This is a genomic window from Flavobacterium sp. RSB2_4_14, assembly GCF_051547085.1.
In the GTDB taxonomy this organism is placed as follows: Bacteria; Bacteroidota; Bacteroidia; order Flavobacteriales; family Flavobacteriaceae; genus Flavobacterium.
This window is the reverse complement of record NZ_JBPTTL010000004.1, coordinates 118,094-139,987: the sequence shown is the minus strand read 5'-3', so window position 1 is coordinate 139,987 and position 21,894 is coordinate 118,094. Positions and strand designations below refer to the sequence as shown.

Here is a 21,894-nt window from a genome sequence, read left to right as displayed (position 1 = left end):
TTAAATGATTTCAATATTAGGATTAATACCAGCACGTGGAGGTTCCAAAGGTGTTCCCAAAAAAAATATCAAACTTCTTGGTAAAAAACCTTTGATAGAATATACTATTGATGATGCCAAAAATTCAAAATATATTACCGAAATCGTTGTCTCCACAGATGATGATGAAATTGCCATTGCAGCCGAAATTTATGGCTGTAAACCACCGTTTATTCGTCCTGCAGCATTGGCTCAAGATTCGTCCACTTCGCTTGAAGTGGTTCAACATGCTATTGCTTTTTTTGAAAATCAAAATATTTTTTTTGATGCTGTTTGCTTGTTACAACCTACCACTCCTTTCCGAGAAAAAGGTTTTATAGATAAAGCTATAGAAAAATTTATTACTACTAATGCGGATTGTTTAGTTAGTGTTTTGCCTATTCCACATGAATACAATCCACACTGGGCTTTTGAAGAAAACGAGAATGGACTATTGAAAATTGCCACAGGCGAGGAAACTATTATTCCCAGAAGACAAGAATTACCCAAAGCTTTTCATCGTGATGGTGCTATTTATATTTCTAAAACAGCTGTGATTAAAAAGGGCAGCTTTTATGGGAAATCCATCGCCTATATAGAAAGCAATCCCCAATATTATGTAAATATTGATACCCTTAAAGATTGGGAAAAGGCAGAAAAAATACTCACTCAAATTCACTTTTAAGATGTGTGGTATTGCTGGAATTATTGGTCGAAATGCCAACAAGGAAACAATTTCCAGAATGTTGGAAGCCCAAAAACATCGTGGTCCTGATTTCACCGCTTATTATTTTCATGACAATAAAGTGGCTTTAGGACATAACCGTTTGAGTATTATCGATTTGTCTAGTAATGCTAATCAGCCTTTTACCAGTGCATGTGGTAATTTCGTTCTTGTTTTCAATGGCGAAATTTATAATTACATTGAATTAAAAGCAGCACTACAATATAAGTATCATTTTTGCACGCAATCGGATACTGAAGTTTTATTGTATGCTTATTTAGAGTGGGGAGAACGATGTTTGGATCAATGTAATGGGATGTTTTCTTTTGCCATTTGGAATAAGAAAGAACAAACTCTTTTTGCAGCTCGTGATCGATTTGGCGTGAAGCCATTCTACTATTTTTTTGACCATTCCACTTTTTATTTTGCTTCCGAAATTAATACGCTTTTTGCTGCCGGAATTCCTAAAATTGCTAATGATAACGTTTGGCTGAATTATTTTGCAGAAGGCAGTTATGGTTTGCCTAATGAAACTTTTTGGCAAACTATAGAGCAATTGCCTGGCGGACATTTTTTGACTTTAAAAAAAAATAATTTACAACTTAAGCAATGGTATTCTTTTGAAAATAGAGTCCATTCTTTGTTTCAGCATTTTGAAAATAATGAAGAGGAATATATTACCAATTTATTGCTAAAAGCTATCAACTTGCGTTTTCGAGCTGATGTTCCTATTGGTTTTAACCTTAGTGGTGGATTGGATTCCAGTACGCTTTTGGCTTTGATTGACCAACAAGAAATTGACAAATCTGCTGTGGAAGCCTTTACTTTTATAACTAATGACTCCCGATATGACGAAATTACATGGGTAAAAGCGATGTTGGAAAACAGACCCTATCCTTTAACTATTTGTCCACTTTCAGCAAATGAAATTCCCGAGCTTTCTTTAAAAATGGCATTGCATCAAGCGGAACCTTATGGTGGTATTCCAACATTAGCTTATTCAAAAGTATTTCAAGCTGCTAGTCAAAAAGGAGTGAAGGTTTTACTAGACGGGCAAGGTTCGGATGAGGCATGGGCAGGATATGATTATTATTTAAACAATAACCAAAATATTATACAGGGAGTTTCAAAATCACCTTTTAGAATAAATATACTTGATGCCGATTTTGCAAAAGACTTTCAAAAAACAATTTATCCAAAACATTTTGGAGACGATTTGTTAAACCTTCAATATCGGGATTTATTTTATACTAAAATTCCACGTGCTTTGCGTTTTAACGATAGAGTCTCTATGCTGTATGGAACAGAATTACGTGAGCCTTTTTTGGATTATGAATTGGTGGAATATGTTTTTAGTCGCCCAACGGATTTTAAAATAAAAGATGGTGTGCAAAAATGGATGTTACGTAAAATAGCAGAAAAATTTCTTCAAAAGGAAGTAGTTTTGGCTCCGAAAAGACCTTTGCAAACGCCACAAAGAGAATGGCTTTCTACAGCTTTAAAAGATTGGGTTATAGGCGAAGTGACACCATTAAAAAATCACCATTGGTTTAATTCCAAATCATTGCAAAGCGAATTGGATTTGTTTTATAAAGGCGATACTCAAAGTAGTTTTCATATTTGGCAATGGATTAATGCGGCACAATTATTAAAATAATGACAAATCATAGAAAAAATAAAATATTTATTTTACTTCCTGATGGCATCGGATTAAAGAATTTTGCTTTCACAAATTTCCATAAAATCGGATTAGAAAAAGGATTTGACATTACTTTTTGGAATGCAACACCATTTAATTTGGAAACTTTAGGTTATAAAGAGATAAAGATTGTCAAACCTAAAACTCACCCGTTTACAGATTTTTACAAAAAAGCTCAAATTCAAATTGAATTAAGTTTGAATATTAAAAGAGCTAAAAATAAAATATACGATTCGTATCGATTTCCTTTTTCAAAAAAAAATCTAAAAGAAATTATGAAAACAGGAATTGTTCATTGGATAATATTTTGGAACAATTCTCCAAAAGGAGTTAATAGAATTAAAAATAAAATTAAGTTGCACGAAAGAAAAACTAAACTATACTATGATAGTTTGGCAACACTTCAAAAGGAAAAACCAACCGTAGTATTTTGTACCAATCAGAGAATTACTTCAGCGGTTTCCTCCATTCTTGCGGCTCAAGATTTAGGAATTCCAACGGCAACATTTATCTTTTCTTGGGATAATTTACCAAAAGGAACTAAGATTATTGAAACCGATTTTTATTTTGTTTGGAGTGTACATATGAAGAATGAACTTCAATATTATTATCCATATATAAAAGAAAATCAAATTTTCATAACTGGAACACCGCAATTTGAACCACATTTTGATGAGCAGTTTATAGTTTCAAAGGAAACTTTTTTCAAAGAATATAATTTAGATTTATCAAAAAAATATATTTGCTTTTCTGGTGACGATGTTACTACTTCACCCAATGATCCTCAATATTTATTTGATGTCGCAAATGCAGTTGAAAAACTAAATTCAAAATGTGAAAATCTTGGTGTTATTTTCCGTCGTTGTCCTGTTGATTTCTCAAATAGATATGATACTGTATTGGAAGAATTCAAAGATATCATTGTCAGTATAAATCCAATATGGAAAAATATTGGAGATTCTTGGAATGCTATTTTGCCAACAAAGGAAGACTTGATACTTCAAATGAATACTATTTTTCATTCAGAATTTGTCATTAATTTAGGTTCTTCTATGGTTTTTGATTTTGTTTCCTTTAAGAAACCTTGTGCATTTATAAATTATGATGTTGTCAATAAAGAGTTTCCAAATTGGTCTGTAAAAAAAATATATAATTTTATTCATTTCAGGTCAATGCCCTCTAAAGACTCTGTAATTTGGTTAAATTCGCCCCAAGAAATGAAAAGCAAGTTTGAAAGTATATTGAATTCAAATTCCAATTCAACTGTTCAAAATGCCCAAACTTGGTTCGAAGTCATTAATCAACATCCTCCAGAAAAAGCATCTGAGAGAATTTGGGATGCCATTGAAATAATACTAAATAAATAGTATGATTAAAAACACACTATTAGCGGATTATAAAAGATATAACCTTTCTAAAATAAATTTTAGAACGCTTTTCTTTGTCTTTATTTCACATCCTATTCCAGGATTAAAATTCATGACTATTTTTAGATTGACCCAACATTATAGAAGAAAAAATAGGTTATTATTCTATTTTTGTTTCTTATGGCTTCGTAAATTAAAAGTAAAATATGGTTTCGATATTTCCTATAGAACACAAATAGGGAAAGGTTTTTATATTGGTCATTTCGGTAATATAGTTATACATGGTGATGTCATAATTGGTGAAAATTGCAATATTTCTCAAGGAATCACAATTGGTGTGGGTAATTATGGTGAAAAGAAAGGTATTCCAACTATTGGTAATCGAGTTTTCATTGGTCCTAATGCATGTATTTTTGGTGCTATTTCTGTAGGTAATAATGTTACCATTGGAGCCAATACTGTAGTAACAGATAGTATAGCTGATGGAAAAACTGTACTTCCCTCAAAAATGATCATCTTAGATAAAGATTTGTCTCCCTATTACATTCACGAATATACAAATTAAGATGAAAATTGCTTTTCTAACACCCGAATTTCCACACCCAAAAATGGGTTCGTCTGGAGGAATCGGGACAAGTGTTTTAAATCTATCCAAAGGATTAACCCAAGCTGGACATCAAGTCTTAGTATTGGTTTATGGACAAAAAGAGGATGAAATTTTCGTTGAAAATGAAATCACTTATTATAAAGTTAAGAATATCAAACTAAAAGGGTTTTCAAGACTTTTGACCCAAAAAAAAATAGAAAAACTAATTAATAATTTAATTGAAAATCATCAACTTGATATTGTTGAAGCTCCAGACTGGACAGGAATTACTTCAAATATAAAACCCAAATGTCCAGTGGTTATTCGGTTAAATGGATCTGATACTTATTTTTGTCATTTAGATAATAGACCAGTTAAGTTTTTGAATAAGTTTCAAGAAAAGCTAGCCTTACAAAATGCCACTGCTTTGCTTTCTGTCAGTCAATATACTGCGGATGTTACAAAACAATTATTCTCATTAAAAAGAAATTTTGAAATAATTCCAAATAGTATTGATATCGATAAATTTTCTAATGATAATTCCCTTGCTGTAAAGGAAAATACGATACTTTATTTTGGAACATTAATCAGAAAAAAAGGCTCACTTGAGTTACCCTTAATTTTTAACGAAGTATATAAACACAATAAACAAGCAAAATTAATTATGATAGGGAGAGATGCTTCAGATATTATAACTAAAAATGGTTCCACTTGGAAGATGATGCAGCCGTTGTTTGACCCTGAAGCAATTGAAAATGTAACTTATTTAGGAAGTGTTTCTTATGAAAAAATTAAAGAATTTATTAGTGCTTCTACAGTTTGTGTTTTCCCTACATTTGCCGAAGCTTTGCCTGTTTCTTGGATAGAAGCAATGGCCATGCAAAAAGCTATTGTAGCTTCTAATATAGGGTGGGCAACCGAAGTAATTGATGATACTGTTAATGGATTTTTAGTAAATCCGAAAGACCATGAAGACTATGCTCAAAAGATAGTTCAATTACTTGAAAATGAAACATTACGAAATCAATTTGGTATTGAAGCAAGAAATAAAGTAGTACAAAAATTTAGTATTGAAGTTGTTGCCAAGAAAAGTACTGATTTTTATAGAAATATAATAAATAAAAATTAGTTTAGTTTGATATGATAATTTTATACCACAACCAATCAAAAATCACCAGTATAGTTTCCTCAGAAACTATTGATTTCCCTAATGAAATAGGTCAAAATGTTGTGACTGTATTACTTGATTTTGCTGATAAATTCCAAAACGAGCTATTGGTTTGGTGTCATGAAAGTCATAAAGAAAATTTAAACACAAATGAAATCGAAGGTTTATTTCACCACAAGAAATTTCTATTTTCTTTCAATCCTTCAACTTCAAATTATTTTAATAGAGAACTTGGTTATATTGAAGATTCTCCTTTTGTTAAGGTAAATAAAGAAGTTCGTTATGTAACGTGGCAAATGAGTAGTCATGTTGGAGCAGTTCATGCTTCAGTGTTAAAGGCTTGTAGCAATGATTTAAAAATTGAAAGTAATTTTGATTATTTTCTCAATTCATTTGCCAAAAGAGCCATAGTTTTTGGATTATTATGTTATTCTGAACCTAAGTTGTTCATTCATCAAAATAAAATTAGTAGTTATGAAGAATCAAACCTTTTTGAGCTTTTTAAATTCAACAAACAACATTATAAAACACGTTGGATTTTTCTATTGTTTTTCAATTTGTTTTTGTTTGAAAAACGATTACCATTATTTCCGTTTTTAGTTTCTATTTTTTATAAAAAGAGAACTATAAATCCAGAAGGATTAGATAAAATTGAAATTAATTCCACCAAAAAAATAATTGAAAAAGGAACTATTGATGTTTTAATTCCAACAATTGGTAGAAAAGAGTATTTGTTGGATGTACTTCAAAATTTAGCTTCACAAACCTATTTACCAACCAATGTTATAATTATTGAACAGAATCCAAGTGAAAATAGTGGTTCTGAATTAGATTACGTTGAAAATAATGAATGGCCTTTCCGCATAAAACATCATTTCACACAACAAGCAGGAGTTTGTAATGCTCGAAATATTGGATTAGCATTGATAGAAAGTGAATTTTGTTTTTTGGCAGATGATGACATTGTTTTTAATAAGTATTTAATCGAGAATGTGATGAATTCTTTTCAATCCACAGGAAATGAAGTTTTGCTGGTTTCTTGCCATTTGAAAACGCAAAGTATAATTAAACAGCAACCAAAACAATTTCCTATTTTTGGTGGAGGACATGCTTTTGTAAAAACGTCTTGTTTAAAAGGGTTAAAGTTCAATATGGCATATGAATTTGGTTTTGGAGAAGATGGTGATTTTGGAATGCAATTGCTGAATAAAGGATATGATATTCTATTCATTTCAACTTCTGAAATCATTCATTTAAAAGCGCCAATAGGTGGTTTTAGAACCAAACCTGTTTTAAAATGGAGCCATGAGCAAATCCAACCGAAACCTTCACCAACCGTGATGTTATATCGATTAAAACATGACACAAAAGAGCAATTGTTATTGTATAAGGTAACTTTATTTTTGAAAAATTTAAATGGTAATTTTTTGAAAAATCCTTTCAATTATATTGCAGTTTTCAAATCTAAATGGAACAAAAGCGTCTATTGGGCCAACAAATTAAACAATGAATACTAAGAATTTCACGCTGATAGTTTGCACGTATATGCGACCAAATCCTTTATTGAATTTATTAAATTCTGTGAAGTCGCAGACACTTTATCCTAATGAAATTTTAATTATTGATGGTTCAACTAATGAAGAAACAGCTCAAATCATAGCTCAAAACTCATTTCAAAATTTAACTTATTTTCAGGTTTCAGCAGCAGATAGAGGATTGACAAAGCAACGAAATTTTGGAATTTCTAAAGTATCGCGTGATTCCGAGGTGATTTGTTTTCTTGACGATGACACCATTTTAGAACCAACATATTTTGAAGAAATCATAAATGCATTTCAAAGTGATACTAACATAGTTGGTGTTGCTGGAGTTGCTATAAATGAAATTCAATGGTTTGAAAAACAATCTGATAAAAAATATAATAAATACAAATTTTATGAGTTTGAAAGATACGTTTATCCAGAAGGCTCAAGAAATGTATTAAGAAATATTTTAGGATTACAATCTAATTTAGCTCCGGGAAGAATGCCTGAGTTTTCACATGGAAGAACTTGTGGGTTTCCATTAAATGATCAAATTTATGAAGTTGATTTATTAATAGGAATGTCTTTTTCTTTTCGAAAAATTGTTTTTGACAGCATCAAGTTTTCACATTATTTTGAAGGCTACGGACTATATGAAGATGCCGATTTCAGTATTAGAGCACAACGATTTGGCAAAAATGTTATAACCACAAAAGCCAAATTATCACACTTTCATGACCCATCCGGTAGGCCAAATAAATATCAATATGGTAAAATGGTCACCAGAAATGGATGGTATGTTTGGAGAGTAAAATATCCAAATCCATCATTTGAGGCTAGATTTAAATGGAATGCGATTTCATTATTGTTGATACTAATAAGATTTAGCAATATATTTACCACAAGTAAACGACAAGAGGCATTGACCGAAACTATTGGGAGAATTGTTGGTTTATTTAGTTTACCCTTTGATCAACCTAAAATTAAGCTTTAAAAAAAATATGTCATGAAATTATCGATTGTATCGCCAGTTTATAAAGCTGAAAAAATCATCCCAAAACTAGTAGAAAGGATTGAAAATACCGTTTCTAAAATTTCGGATGATTATGAAATTTTGTTAGTTGAAGATTGTGGACCAGATAATTCTTGGGAAGTAATAGAGATGATAGCATCGAAAAATCCTAAAGTTAAAGGAGTTAAGTTAAGCAAGAATTTTGGCCAACATCCAGCAATAATGGCAGGATTAAGTCAAGCAAAAGGAGATTGGATTGTTGTTATGGATTGTGATTTGCAAGATCAACCCAAGGAAATTATAAAATTATATCAAAAAGCTCAAGAAGGTTTTGAGGTCGTTTTAGCCAGAAGAGTTTATCGATCAGATACTTTTTTGAAAAAACTATCTTCAAAAATTTTCTCAAAAATTTATAGTTTTTTTACCGAAACTAAATATGACAATGAAATTGCCAATTTCGGAATTTATCATAGAAAAGTGATTAATTCAATTTTAGAAATTTCAGACTACATTAAGTTTTTTCCATTATTTGTCAGCTTTGTTGGCTATAAATCTACTTCAATTACTGTTGAACATGCTTTACGCGAAGAAGGAAAATCTAGTTATAGTTTTTCTAAACTAATTAGTTTAGCATTTAATAGCATTATTTCCTTTTCAAACAAGCCATTAAAATTGTTTGTAAAATTTGGAATGATAATATCGTTGCTTTCGTTTTGTGTAGGGATTTATTACATATATCAAGCTTTACACCACGAAATTGCAGTTTTAGGATTTACATCTTTAATTGTATCAATCTGGTTTTTATCTGGAATAATAATCACAACGATTGGCGTTACTGGAATTTACATTGGAAAGATTTTCGACCAAACAAAAAATCGCCCTGTTTTTATAATTGACAAAATAGTATGATAGTAGAAAAAAAATGGGATTCAGATTTTTTTAATCTTAAAATAGGCGAAGTAAATTTTACTGATGTTAAAGACTGTATAAATTTTGCTGATTATGATTTACTGTATATTGTTTCAGATTATGATTTTGATTTAAAAATAGATGGTTTTACAAATTCATTTTCTGAACAAAAAGTCAAGTTTAATAAAAAACTGGGTGAAGTTTTTCAAACCAATGAACACGTTTTTTCACATTCAAAAATAAAATATAACATTCAAGATATATATCAATTAGCTTTTGAAAGCGGAATACACAGTAGATTTTTACTTGATAGAAATTTTGGAACAAAAAAATTCGAAGAATTATATCGTCTTTGGATTGATAATTCCATTTCAAAAACTTTTGCTGAGGATGTTCTTTTTTATAAAAGAAACGAAGAAATTGCGGGTTTATTAACTTATAAAATTACTGATGACAAAGCTACTGTTGGATTAATTGCCGTTTCTAAACAATATCACGGAAAAGGAATTGGAGGTGATTTATTGATGTATTTAGAAACTATTTTATATCAAAAAGGAATAACTAGTTTAATGATACCTACGCAATTTAAAAATAAAAAAGCGAGTAATTTTTATAATAAGCATGGATATTCTATTTTTGAAAACACCTTTATAAAACATTATTGGAAAATTAATGATACCATTTAACAAACCCTATCTAACGGGAAAAGAGTTGTTTTATATAGAAGATGCTGTAAAGAAAGGCAAGATTTCTGGAAATGGACATTATACACAACTATGTCAGCAGTATTTTGAAAACAAATATGGATTTTATAAGTGTTTGTTAACCACTTCTTGTACTGATGCCTTAGAAATGGCAGCTATTTTAATAGATATAAAAGAAGGAGACGAAGTTATAATGCCTTCCTATACTTTTGTGTCAACTGCAAATGCTTTTGTATTGCGTGGTGCTAAAATTGTTTTTGCAGACAGTAGATTGGATCATCCAGGAATAGATGAAGACCAATTAGAATCTCTAATTACTTCAAAAACAAAAGCCATAGTGCCAGTACATTATGCTGGAGTTGCCTGTGATATGGATAAAATCATGAGTTTGGCAAAGCAATATAATCTGTATGTTATAGAAGATGCGGCTCAAGCAATTGATAGTTTTTATACTGGGCAAGATGGAATTAAAAGACCATTGGGTTCCATAGGTCATTTGGGTGCTTTTTCCTTTCATGAAACTAAAAACATTATTTCGGGTGAAGGCGGAATGTTGACCATCAATGATAAAAAATTTGCTGAAAGAGCAGAAATTATCTGGGAAAAAGGGACAAATCGTTCTGCATTTTTTAGAGGTGAAATTGATAAATACGGTTGGGTTGATATTGGTTCCAGTTTTCTGCCTTCAGAAATCATTGCAGCTTTTCTTTGGGCACAATTGGAAAACTTAGAAGATATTCAACAAGTGAGAATATCGCATTGGGAAACCTATTATCAAAAACTCCAAAATTGGGCTCATAAAAACGAAATTCAACTACCGATTATTCCATCATATGCTACAAATAATGGCCATATGTTTTATATTGTTTGTAAAAATATAGAACAAAGAAGTACTATTATCAATGCATTAAAGAGGAAAGGTATATTATCTGTATTTCACTATATCAGTTTGCATCGCAGCCAATTTTACAAAGACAATATTTCTATACCGGAACTTCAACAAACAGATAATTATTCGGATTGTTTACTACGTTTACCTATGTATTATGAATTACAAATTGATGAAGTGATTACTAAACTAACTGACAATGAATATGATAAATAAATTAAAGAAGGGATTAGATTTCGTTTTTGGAAAGAATCTGAGTATTCTTCTTTTCTTTGGGTTTTTAGTGATTAACTTATACTACTTTGTGAGTAGGTTTTTCTTGTTTTTCCTAAATAAAGGAAACAATGCCGATGAGTATTATCAATATAATTTATATACTGTTACCTCATTTTCTGTCAAAAATATTTTTTACACTCCGTCACAACCCTTTATTTTTCTGAGTTCTTGTGTGGATTATTTTTTGAGAAAACCAATAATTTCAACGCGAATTGTTTCATTGATAGTTTGTATTGGATTAATTTTATTTTTCATCAAAAAAATTAAAGCGATACAAAGCGATTCTTCTATTGAAAGAGTATATAAAATCACCTTATTCATTTGTGCCATTTTTATTACCAATCAAATGTATCATGGAACTTCAGACTTTCTATCTTTTGTTTTTTTAGTGCCACCTTTTTTAATTATTCTAGATAGTATAAGTTTTAAGAAAATAAATTTAAGTAATTTTTTATCTATTCTTATTGGGATTTTATTTGCATTTTCAATTGCGACTAGGCCAACTGCTATCATTTTAATCGGTTTATTTTATTGTTCAATATTCTTGATTTTAGGATTTAAATCGATTTTTTGTAAAGAGAATTTCATTATTTTATTAACAGGAATGTTTTTTTTATTTCTTATCAATTTTATCCCTATAATTCAAGAGCAAAATATTATTTTAGACGTTAAAGAAGTTCCCAAAGAAACTGGCGTAAATTGGTTTCAAAGAAATTATTTAATGGCAAAATTTTGGGATTCAAACCAAATACCAAATACGCAATGGGTATCTACAAATGAAGTAATTGAATTCAAAAAACAAAATCCAAATTATGATTTTCCAAAAAATCAAATAGACTTGCTTTTAAAAGAACCTGGTTTATATTTTAGACAGATGATGAGAATGTTTGTTAAAGCTATGTACACAAGTTATAGATTTATGTACTTACTTTTTCCCATATTGCTTTTGTCTTTCGTCAATACTAAGAAATTAAAAACCATAAGTGATATTAATCGAAATGACACCAATGGTGTTATTAAAAATAAAATTATAATTCTATTTCATTTTATAAGTATAATAGCTTTTTCGTTTATTGCAGTTAAATTATTTGAATTCAGATGGGTAATTCCAATCATGATTTTATATACTTATTATGCCATTCATTACATTTCTAGATTTCCAGAAAAAGCTAGATTTTTAATTTATAATTTTAGTTTTTTAAGTGGAATTATATTGTTTGTTTTATTCTTTTTAAAAAATGGATTACTATAACAATATGACATTTTGCATCATTACACATGTTTCTCACGGTTATCAAGACGGCAACTATTTTGCCTATTCACCTTATGTGAGAGAAATGAATATTTGGTCGAAGTATGTTGATAAAATTGTACTTGTAGCCCCTTTAAATCTCAAAAATAACACTTCTATAGATATTGATTATTCCCATAAGGCTATTGATTTTAGAAATGTGCCCAACTTTAATTTTTTAACATTAAAGTCAACTTTTTCAACCCTTTTGAAATTGCCTAAAATCACTTTTGAAATTTACAAAGCGATGCAGAATTCAGATCATATCCATCTGCGTTGTCCCGGAAATATGGGTTTATTGGGTTGTTTAGTTCAAATGCTTTTTCCTTCAAAACCAAAAACAGCAAAATATGCTGGAAATTGGGATTTACAATCGAAACAACCTTTGAGTTATCGTTTGCAAAAATGGATTTTGAGTAATACCTTTTTTACCAGAAACATGCAGGTCTTAGTTTATGGAGAGTGGGAGCATAGTTCTAATAATATCAAACCCTTTTTTACTGCGAGTTATTTTGAAAAGGATAAAATTGACGTTATTCCGAGAGATTTAAATTCTAAGATATCCTTTGTTTTTGTTGGCACACTTTCTAACGGTAAGCAACCTTTGTATGCTATTCAATTAGTAGAGCAACTTTATAAAAAGGGTCATGATGTCTGTTTACATGTTTATGGAGAAGGCATTGAAAAGGAACTATTAGAAAACTATATTTTAGACCATAATCTTGAAAACATAGTTTTCTTGAAAGGCAATCAAAATCAAGAAGTCATTAAAAAGGCTTATTTAGAAAATCATTTTGTAGTTTTACCCTCTTTGAGTGAAGGTTGGCCAAAAGTAATAGCAGAAGGTATGTTTTGGGGTTGCTTACCCATTGCCACAAAAGTTTCATGTGTTCCAAATATGCTAGAACATGGCAATAGAGGAATACTTTTGGAACTTACATTACAAGAAGATGTAGCTAAAATTCAATTGCATATTACTACTAACAATTTGTATAAAGATAAAGTTAACAAAGCTATTGCTTGGTCAAGACACTACACTTTGGATGTTTTTGAAGAAGAAATAAAACAGCTTATACAATCATGAGAATAGTACAAGTTATAGATTCCTTGGAAATTGGTGGTGCTGAAAAAATGGCTGTTAATTATGCCAATGCGCTTTCAAAGAAAATTGAATTCTCGGGTTTGGTTGCTACCAGAGCGGAAGGAAATTTAAAAAGTCAATTGTATGAAGAGGTTTCTTATCTTTTTTTGTACAGAAAGAAAATTATTGATTTCAGCGCTATTTTCAGATTAAGAAACTACTGTAAAGAGCATAAGGTTGACTATCTACAACCACATAGTAGTTCCTATTTTATGGCATTACTAGTTAAACTAATCTATCCTAAAATTAAACTAATTTGGCATGATCATAATGGTTTAAGTGAGTTTATTGGTGCTCAAAAATCTTTCATTCTCAAAATTGCGTCTTATTTTTTCAAGGGTATTATTGTTGTTAATTTCAAATTGAAAAATTGGGCAGAAAAAGAGTTGTATTGCCAAAAGGTTATTTATCTTCCCAACTTTACGAGTCAGAATTTCGAAGTGCAATCTGAAACCACTTTAAAAGGTGTTAAAGGTAAACGCATTTTATGTTTGGCTAATTTAAGGGATCAAAAAAATCATTTTTTATTGCTAGAAGTTGCTGAAAAACTTAAGGAAACTAAACCTGATTGGACATTTCATTTAGTAGGAAAAGATTTTGAAGATGATTACTCTACAAAAATTAAAGGATTGATACAAAGTAAAAAATTAGTCGATACTGTTTTTGTTTATGGTTCAAAAAATGATGTGAACAATATCATAGATCAGGTAGATATTGCTATATTGACTTCAAAATCCGAAGGTTTGCCAGTTGCCTTAATTGAGTATGGATTACAAAAGAAACCAGTCGTTTCTACCAATGTTGGAGAAATTCCACTTATTATTCAAGATGGTGTCAATGGTTTTATCGTTGGGGTGAATGAAGTAGAAGCGTTTTATGAAAGATTATTACAATTAATTGATGATTCTACTTTAAGACACAGTTTTGGTAACTATTTACATCAAACTATTTTAGAAAATCATTCAGAAGAGGGTGTTATTATTAACTATTTAAATTGGGTTAAAAAGTTATAATGGACAAAAATGAGAAAAAATATATAACTTTAGTCTTATTGCATGTAGCAATTGGAATATTAATTTATTTATTCCGACCCTTTTCTAAATTTTATGGATTTTCCATATTACTTTATGGATTGTATTATGTTATTAAATCAAAAAATAAAAATAATGAGGTATTATTTGTAGCCGCCTATATTGTTGGTAGTGAGGTTTTTTTGAGAATGACAGGCGGAAATTTGCTTTATGAGTTCTCAAAATATGGAGTGATGATTTTTTTGGCTTTGGGCATGTATTATAGTGGATTTTCAAAAAATGCTATTCCTTTTTGGATTTATCTGATATTGCTTTTGCCAGGCGTTATAGTGGCTACAGAAACTTTAAATTTAGAGTCTGATTTACGAACTTCACTAGCTTTTAATATTTCTGGTCCTGCGTGTTTGGGTATTGCTTCTATTTATACATACAACAGGAAAATATTATTTTCTCAACTCAACAATTTATTACTCACATTAGGATTGCCCATTATTTCTACAACAGTCTATTTAATATTATTTACACCAGAATTAAAAACTATTTTGGTTGGTACAGGTTCAAATTTAGCCACATCAGGTGGCTTTGGTCCCAATCAGGTAGCAACAGTACTTGGTATTGGGATGTTTATTTTCTTTACAAGATTGATTTTAGCTTCTAAAACGAAATTACTTTTTATTATTAATCTTATTATTTTATTTAATATTGTATACAGAGGATTGGTAACTTTCTCCCGTGGTGGTATTTTGACGGGATTTGTTATGATGGCTTTGTTTTTATTGATGTTGTACAAAAATATAAGTAGTTATGCTAGATCACGGCTTTATATTTTATTTGTATTTATGTTTTTTGCATTTGCTTTAACATGGATATATACTTCTAGTCAGACAGGTGGTTTAATAGATAAAAGATATGCAAATCAAGATGCAAAAGGAAGAGTGAAGGAAAGTCAATTTACTGGGAGAGAAGAGATTTTCCAAAGTGAAATAGATGCTTTTATGGATAGTCCCGTATTTGGAATAGGAGTAGCTAAAGGATTAGAAATTAGAAAAGAAAAGACTGGTGAAATTGTAACTTCTCACAATGAAATTTCAAGAACATTGGCCGAACATGGCACTATGGGTATCATTGCCTTGTTAATTGTTTTTATAACACCAATATTTTTATATTTAGACAATAAACAAAATATTTATATTTTTTGTTTTTTAATTTTTTGGCTAATGACTATAAATCATGCTGCTATGAGAATTGCGGCATCGGCTTTTGTATATTCGTTATCACTATTAAAAGTTTATATGGATGAAGAAACTCCTATACATAGGGAATAAACTATCCGAGCACGGTTACACTTCCACTTCGATAGAAACACTTGGTCTGTTTTTAGAAAGAGAGGGCTATACTGTATACTATGCTTCTTCCAAAAAAAATAAATTTTTGAGAATGATGGAAATGATTAGCAAGACTATAAGCTACTCAAAAAAAGTTGATTATGTTTTGATTGATACTTATAGCACTACTAATTTTTGGTATGCCTTTATTATTTCTCAGTTATGCCGATTTTTAAAGTTAAAATATATTCCTAAACTGCATGGCGGCGATTTGCCCAATAGAATTATTAGAACAGAATACTTCTCTAGGTTAATTTTTAATAACGCTTATGTCAATATTGCTCCTTCTTTTTATTCCTTAGATGCTTTTAAAAAGAGTGGATACAGCAATCTTTTATACATCCCAAATACCATAGACTTAAATATATATACATCATTTGACAAACAATATAAATCTCCAAAAATGCTTTGGGTTAGGTCTTTTTCTGTAATATACAATCCATTAATGGCCATTAAAGTATTTATTAATTTAAAAATGATGTATCCTGATGCTGAGCTATGCATGGTGGGACCTAAAAAGGATAGTAGCCTAGAAAAAGCAATTCGTTTTGCAAAAAATAATAATGTAGAAGTTAAATTTACGGGTAAATTATCAAAAGAAAAATGGATTGAATTATCAGCCGATTATAATGTTTTTATAAATACCACACATTATGATAACACACCCATTAGTGTTATTGAGGCTATGGCACTAGGATTACCAGTGGTATCAACGAATGTTGGTGGAATTCCCTATTTGTTAGAACATGATACTAATGCTTTGTTAGTTTCTGATGATAATGTTGAAGCCATGACACTACAAATTAACAGAATTTTCATTGAACCTAATTTAGCTAATAAACTGACAGAAAATGCTAAAAAGTCAATTAAAAATTTTGATTGGGATGTAGTCAAAAAGCAGTGGATAGATTTACTTAGATAATTAGTATTATTTAGTAACTTGCAACATCTAAAAATACTTTTTTCATAAGATGAACAAATACAAGGATATACATTTTGAAGTTTCAGAACGAAAAATTCTTTTACGAATTTTTGATGTAGTTTCTGTACTGCTTTCTTTGTACTTGGTTGGAATAGTTTTTAAATTTAATTATTTTAATATCTCTGCGACCAATTTTTATTGGACAATTGTATTAGGTCTCTATTTAAACATTATAGGTTCAATTTTTGAAATGTATAACTTGCAAGTCGCAAGTAGTCAATTTCAAGTTATTAAAAGTATTATACTGACTACTTCCACTACTGTATTGGTATATTTATTGACACCTGTTTATACCCCTATTTTACCCACCAATCGTATTCAAATACTCATCTTTTTTATCTCGATTTTTATTGCTTTATTTACCTGGCGAATGGTATATGTTCGTTTTTTTGCTTCCAATAGATTTTCAAAAAAAGTCATATTAATTTGTGATAATGATCAAGTAAAGGAGCTTGTCTATGGATTAGAAAGTGCTGACCCACATTATAAAGTACTTGGATTTGTTAATTCCGATAGTTCGAATGAAACCAAATTAAATAATGTCGAGAATATTGGTATTAATGACTTAGAAAAATTTGTCAAAGAAAACTCTATTTCAGAGATAGTTATTGCTTCCCAAAAAACGGATGGCATAAGTGTAACATTATACAATCAGTTAATACATTTATTGGAGAATGGCTATATCATTAGAGAGTATACCCAGGTTTATGAGAGTATCACTTACCGTATTCCTGTTCAATATGTATCCCGTGATTTTTATCGCTATTTCCCATTTAGTAGAAGTAATCAAAATCATTTTTATATACTTTTTGTTCGGCTTTTGGAAATTATTATTTCCTTATTAGGATTGTTAATTGGTGCCTTTTTATTGCCATTAGTAGCTATAGGTAATCTCATTGGAAACAGAGGAAAACTATTTTATACACAAGAAAGAGTAGGAAAGAACGGCGAGGTTTTTACTATTGTTAAATTTAGAACCATGATTAAAAATGCAGAGAATGAAGGAGCTGTTTTTGCCACTCTTAATGACTCTCGCGTTACTCCTTTTGGTAAAATATTACGAAAATCTAGAATTGATGAGTTTCCTCAATTTTACAACATATTAAAAGGTGATATGGCCGTTATTGGACCAAGACCAGAACGTCCTGTTTTTGTGAATGAAATTGCAGCGGTAATGCCTTTTTATGAAACTCGACATGTTATTAAACCTGGATTAACAGGTTGGGCACAAGTCAACTATTCTTATGGAGAAACTATAGATGATAGCTTAATTAAGCTTCAATATGACTTATATTATATCAAGCACCGAAGTCTTTTTCTTGATTTTAATATTATGTTTAAAACATTGAGTACTATATTATTTTATAGAGGTCAATAGTCCCAATGGATTTTTACCACTAATTTTTAATAGTATATAAATAGCGGTTATCATAAAAGGCAACATGATTAACAAATGAGGTTTGTTTATCATAATAATGGCATAAATGAATACAATTGCTATTGAAAGATTACAAATCTTGTTTAAAAAAGTTTTCTTAACAAAAGGTAATGCCATAAATAAAGGGTTAAAAAGCAGTGCATTATAATTCCAGAGTACTTCTTGATGTTCCGAATACAAACCTACCAAGCACAAGAAAATCCCTAAAATTCCGCTGAAGAACAAATAGCCATAAAATAGAACCCTTTTATTGATTAGTATTAGCATTAGCAACACTATAATTATGAAGTAGATGCTGTTGAAAAATTCAAATTTAACCTCTTTTTCATCGCTGTTGATGATGGTTTTCTTTTCGGCAACTACTGGTATATCGTCTATAGTAGCTTTGTCTAAACTATGCATTAGTTCAACAGGAAGAAACACTTTTTCTGCTTTGGCATCAGTTTTTGCTCCAAAAATGATATTGATACCAAGCTTGTACCAAAAATAATTTTCAAAATAGGGATACAATACTTCACGATACGAAATGCTTTTGTCATCTATTTTTTCAAGCTCTTTTTGTCCTATTAAAGCACTGATTTTTTCTGCTACCATAGTAGTACAGTTTCTATCAATAAATTTGTAGGTATAATATCTTTCGGGTGAATATAAAACAGCACTTAATGATTCAAAAAGTTGTTGTTTTTTTGCTGCTGATAGATTTAAAGTTTGTTCTATTACTTCTCTACCATCCGTTTGATATTCAAGGATAAAATCTTCGTATGAAGTGACCACCATGAAATATTGTAAATCGCCTTTAACAAATTTTGTATAAAAATTTTCAGTTCTAAAGTCAAATGCGCCATAGTTAAAAACTACATCCAATTGGTTTTCATCATCCTTTATTCTTAGCGCAGTATGACCAAATGTGGAGTATAATTCTTCTCCTCTTCCGCAGGTGAAAATACTAACTTGGGTATTTTCAGAAAGTTTTGGATTTTGTGAAAACGCATTTAAGGAACAAAAGAGCAGGAGTAACAGGATTTTTTTTAACATACCAATTTTTATCTAAAAATACTCAAATCCACTTTGATAGAAAAGATGTTGGAATATAAAGCGGCGCTTTGATCACCTAAATCAGTTAAAGCATAGTCAATTTGTATTCCCTTGTATTTAAAACCCAACCCAATGTTAGGTTGAAAATTAACTTGTTGCGTGCCGTCAAGTTGCATCACATTTTGAAAATTACCCACACCAGCTCTTAGAAAAACCAAATCGGTGTAACCAAATTCAAATCCCAATGCTGGGTCAATACTCACAATGTCACTAGAAATCACGTCATTGGTTCTTGCAAATTGCATGTTCAAGTTTACTGCTGCTAATAGCGTGTAATCATAATGAAACTCAAATTTTTTGGCAATTCCAAGTTGTGCTTTTGGTAACGTTATCTCGCTACTTTCTGGTAATTCTTGATTTTGACCAGGTGTAACGGTAATGGCATCTCTTATTTCGTTGTATTTATCTTCGTCAATGGCCCAAACATTATAGGTTGTAGTAATATCTCTCAGCATTAAACCATAATGCCAATCGTTTCGGTCAAATTGTAAACCAAAATCAAAACCAAAACCCCAAGAATTGGCAAATTCCCCAATTATTCTACGGATTACTTTTGCATTAACACCATATTGAAAACCTTCAACTTTCATTTTTCGGGCATACGAAAAAGTCAATCCATAATCGGCAGTAGAGAACAGACTTATTCGGTTGTAATCAATATTACCTTCGCTATCAATTAGTTGTGTAGTGTTTAAAATATCATCAACACCAAATCGTATTAATGAAAATCCCCATGCGCTTTGGTCGTCAATTTTTTTGGCATACCCTGCATAATCGTATTGTGCAATATTGGCAAAATAACTCGCGTGCATGAAAGATGCTTCGCTATCTTCAATTTTTAACAAACCTGCCGGGTTCCAATATCCTGAATTTACATCGCCCGAAAAAGCTGTTACCGCATTGGACATTCCCAAAGCTGCAGCATCAACGCCAATATTCATGAATTCGTTAGAATATTTCCTAACGGATTGAGCATAAGATATTAAGCTAATAAAAAATAGCGCAATAGCAATTCTTTTTTTCAAGGCAATTTTTCTTTTTACAAATATCAAACAAAAATCTCTAATATGAAACGTGGAAGGCTTCAACTTATTGTGTTAAATTTGTAAATCTTTACTAAAAAATAGAAATTATGAAGCTAAAAGCTCAGATTCCCAATTTATTTACTATGCTTAACTTGTTTTCAGGTTGTGTTGCTTTGGTTTTTGTCGCTGATTTTAAATTTGATTTGGCTTTTTATTTTGTTTGTCTTGGGATTTTCTTTGATTTTTTTGATGGTTTCTTTGCCCGAAAGTTTGGTGTAGCTGGACCATTGGGAGTTCAACTGGACTCATTAGCTGACATGGTTACTAGTGGTGTTGTTCCTGGATTTGTTATGTTTAAACTTATGCTAAGTGAGGATGTTTTTGGAACTGAAAGTTATTTGCCTTATTTAGGATTTATCATCACACTTGGCGCTTGTTATCGCTTGGCTAATTTTAATATAGACACACGACAATCCGATAGTTTTATTGGTTTGCCAACTCCAGCTAATGCTTTATTTTTTTGTAGTTTGCCAATTATCAATAGTGCTTTTTATGACGATAATTTTTCAGGAGTTGTATATAATAAATGGGTTTTAGTAACAATAACAATATTAAGCGCTTACATCATGAATGCTGAAATTCCGTTATTTTCTTTAAAGATTAAAAACTTCAGTTTTTCCAAATACAAGTTGCAACTTTTCTTTTTAGCGCTTTCAGTTTTGATGTTACTTTTTCTACAGATATTGGCCGTTCCGTTGATTATTCTAGTTTATGTTTTATTATCGATTTTAGATAATCAATTAAAAATTACTGAGAAATAATTTTTTTATCAATCTAATTCTTAGTTTTACAAAAATCTAAAATTATACAAATGAAAAAAATCTTATGTTTATTTGCCTTTTCCACACTGTTTTTAGGCAGTTGTTCTTCTAATGATTCTCCGAGTAGTTCTTCTTCAGATCCTTTGGTTAAAACAATGATCATTGATAATGTTAATCCCGCTGACGATGACTTTAATTTACTTTTTACCTATTCTGGTAATAAATTAGTAAACGTTAAAGATTCAGGTGTTTTGATTGAACAATATGTTTATACTGGAGATAAGTTGACTAGAGTAAATCATCCAGAAGATAATACGTATATTGTTATTGAATATACAGGAAATGAAGTTACTAAATTTACGGAATATGATCCTGATTTTGATTCAGCTACCAAAACTTTAGTTACTTACTCGGGAAATACATTTACTAGAACAGTTTATGAAGGAGATTTGACAACTCAAACCACTTTGATTTTTACAGAAGTTTGTACGGTTCAAAACGGAAATGTGACACAATATACGAGAACATCATTTGGAACCTCAAATACGGAAACTGTTAATTATGATACAAAAAATAATCCGTTTAAAAATATAAGTAATTATGCTGTATTTCAAGTTTTAGATTTAGATATAGAAGGAAATATGAATAATGAAACATCATCATCTACAAATTCTTCTGGAATAATTTATACTGTCAGCATGATCTATAATGCAGATGATTATCCGGTAACTGAAGTTACACGAAATGTATCAAATGTTATACAAGAGTCAGTTAGTTATACTTACTACTAATCTTCAAAATAGTTTCCAT

General features: G+C 30.3%; 20 protein-coding genes. 18 read left to right on the top strand and 2 right to left on the bottom strand.

The features are described from left to right. The first annotated feature begins 4 nt into the window (after positions 1-4). Genes ACSVH2_RS09700 through ACSVH2_RS09625 form a run of 16 tightly spaced genes read left to right on the top strand, consistent with a single transcriptional unit; the run spans position 5 to position 18,083 of the window. Positions 5-703 carry a cytidylyltransferase domain-containing protein gene (locus ACSVH2_RS09700; RefSeq protein ID WP_438092970.1) on the top strand — a complete coding sequence of 233 codons (699 nt, stop codon included), beginning with the start codon at positions 5-7 and terminating at the stop codon, positions 701-703. A 1-nt stretch (position 704) separates the two neighbouring features. Beyond that, positions 705-2,399: an asparagine synthase (glutamine-hydrolyzing) gene (gene asnB / locus ACSVH2_RS09695; protein WP_438092969.1), complete on the top strand. Its 1,695-nt coding sequence runs from the start codon at positions 705-707 to the stop codon at positions 2,397-2,399. Then, on the top strand, positions 2,399-3,808 hold the full coding sequence (locus tag ACSVH2_RS09690; RefSeq protein ID WP_438092968.1) for a UDP-glycosyltransferase: 1,410 nt from the start codon (positions 2,399-2,401) through the stop codon (positions 3,806-3,808). The genes asnB and ACSVH2_RS09690 overlap by 1 nt, the downstream gene beginning before the upstream one ends. A gap of 1 nt (position 3,809) precedes the next feature. Then, a complete protein-coding gene (locus ACSVH2_RS09685) occupies positions 3,810-4,373 on the top strand; it encodes a serine acetyltransferase (protein WP_438092967.1) in 564 nt (187 codons plus the stop codon). Position 4,374: 1 nt separating this feature from the next. Further along, entirely contained in the window at positions 4,375-5,523 is a 1,149-nt protein-coding gene (locus ACSVH2_RS09680) for a glycosyltransferase family 4 protein (RefSeq protein ID WP_438092966.1), read from the top strand. Positions 5,524-5,534: 11 nt separating this feature from the next. Further along, complete coding sequence (locus ACSVH2_RS09675; protein ID WP_438092965.1) at positions 5,535-7,079, top strand: glycosyltransferase family 2 protein; 1,545 nt, start codon at positions 5,535-5,537, stop codon at positions 7,077-7,079. After that, the gene (locus tag ACSVH2_RS09670) at positions 7,069-8,079 is read left to right on the top strand and encodes a glycosyltransferase family 2 protein (RefSeq protein ID WP_438092964.1); all 1,011 of its coding nucleotides are present in this window, start codon (positions 7,069-7,071) and stop codon (positions 8,077-8,079) included. Before ACSVH2_RS09675 ends, ACSVH2_RS09670 begins: the two co-directional genes overlap by 11 nt. A 12-nt stretch (positions 8,080-8,091) precedes the next feature. Further along, a complete protein-coding gene (locus tag ACSVH2_RS09665) occupies positions 8,092-9,006 on the top strand; it encodes a glycosyltransferase family 2 protein (protein ID WP_438092963.1) in 915 nt (304 codons plus the stop codon). Next, positions 9,003-9,692: a GNAT family N-acetyltransferase gene (locus ACSVH2_RS09660; RefSeq protein ID WP_438092962.1), complete on the top strand. Its 690-nt coding sequence runs from the start codon at positions 9,003-9,005 to the stop codon at positions 9,690-9,692. The genes ACSVH2_RS09665 and ACSVH2_RS09660 overlap by 4 nt, the downstream gene beginning before the upstream one ends. Next, positions 9,679-10,815, top strand: a complete 1,137-nt coding sequence (gene rffA, locus ACSVH2_RS09655) for a dTDP-4-amino-4,6-dideoxygalactose transaminase (protein WP_438092961.1) — start codon at positions 9,679-9,681, stop codon at positions 10,813-10,815. Before ACSVH2_RS09660 ends, rffA begins: the two co-directional genes overlap by 14 nt. After that, positions 10,799-12,127 (top strand): hypothetical protein, encoded by a 1,329-nt coding sequence (locus ACSVH2_RS09650; RefSeq protein WP_438092960.1) that lies wholly within the window; start codon positions 10,799-10,801, stop codon positions 12,125-12,127. The genes rffA and ACSVH2_RS09650 overlap by 17 nt, the downstream gene beginning before the upstream one ends. Beyond that, positions 12,114-13,250: a glycosyltransferase gene (locus tag ACSVH2_RS09645; protein ID WP_438092959.1), complete on the top strand. Its 1,137-nt coding sequence runs from the start codon at positions 12,114-12,116 to the stop codon at positions 13,248-13,250. The genes ACSVH2_RS09650 and ACSVH2_RS09645 overlap by 14 nt, the downstream gene beginning before the upstream one ends. Further along, on the top strand, positions 13,247-14,320 hold the full coding sequence (locus tag ACSVH2_RS09640; RefSeq protein ID WP_438092958.1) for a glycosyltransferase: 1,074 nt from the start codon (positions 13,247-13,249) through the stop codon (positions 14,318-14,320). The genes ACSVH2_RS09645 and ACSVH2_RS09640 overlap by 4 nt, the downstream gene beginning before the upstream one ends. Then, positions 14,320-15,663 (top strand): O-antigen ligase family protein, encoded by a 1,344-nt coding sequence (locus tag ACSVH2_RS09635; protein ID WP_438092957.1) that lies wholly within the window; start codon positions 14,320-14,322, stop codon positions 15,661-15,663. Before ACSVH2_RS09640 ends, ACSVH2_RS09635 begins: the two co-directional genes overlap by 1 nt. Then, positions 15,635-16,645: a glycosyltransferase family 4 protein gene (locus tag ACSVH2_RS09630; RefSeq protein WP_438092956.1), complete on the top strand. Its 1,011-nt coding sequence runs from the start codon at positions 15,635-15,637 to the stop codon at positions 16,643-16,645. The genes ACSVH2_RS09635 and ACSVH2_RS09630 overlap by 29 nt, the downstream gene beginning before the upstream one ends. 49 nt (positions 16,646-16,694) lie before the next feature. Then, positions 16,695-18,083 carry an exopolysaccharide biosynthesis polyprenyl glycosylphosphotransferase gene (locus tag ACSVH2_RS09625; RefSeq protein ID WP_438092955.1) on the top strand — a complete coding sequence of 463 codons (1,389 nt, stop codon included), beginning with the start codon at positions 16,695-16,697 and terminating at the stop codon, positions 18,081-18,083. Here the strand turns inward: ACSVH2_RS09625 and ACSVH2_RS09620 are convergent. Together ACSVH2_RS09620 and ACSVH2_RS09615 are read right to left on the bottom strand one after the other, a co-directional pair. After that, positions 18,063-19,178 carry a lipoprotein N-acyltransferase Lnb domain-containing protein gene (locus tag ACSVH2_RS09620; RefSeq protein WP_438092954.1) on the bottom strand — a complete coding sequence of 372 codons (1,116 nt, stop codon included), beginning with the start codon at positions 19,176-19,178 and terminating at the stop codon, positions 18,063-18,065. The genes ACSVH2_RS09625 and ACSVH2_RS09620 overlap by 21 nt on opposite strands. A gap of 8 nt (positions 19,179-19,186) precedes the next feature. Continuing rightward, positions 19,187-20,179, bottom strand: a complete 993-nt coding sequence (locus ACSVH2_RS09615; RefSeq protein ID WP_438093027.1) for a PorV/PorQ family protein — start codon at positions 20,177-20,179, stop codon at positions 19,187-19,189. Positions 20,180-20,370: 191 nt separating this feature from the next. Here ACSVH2_RS09615 and ACSVH2_RS09610 point away from each other — a divergent pair, with 191 nt between their 5' ends. Next, positions 20,371-21,084, top strand: a complete 714-nt coding sequence (locus tag ACSVH2_RS09610; RefSeq protein ID WP_438092953.1) for a CDP-alcohol phosphatidyltransferase family protein — start codon at positions 20,371-20,373, stop codon at positions 21,082-21,084. A 50-nt stretch (positions 21,085-21,134) separates the two neighbouring features. Continuing rightward, entirely contained in the window at positions 21,135-21,875 is a 741-nt protein-coding gene (locus tag ACSVH2_RS09605; protein ID WP_438092952.1) for a hypothetical protein, read from the top strand. Positions 21,876-21,894 lie beyond the last annotated feature (19 nt).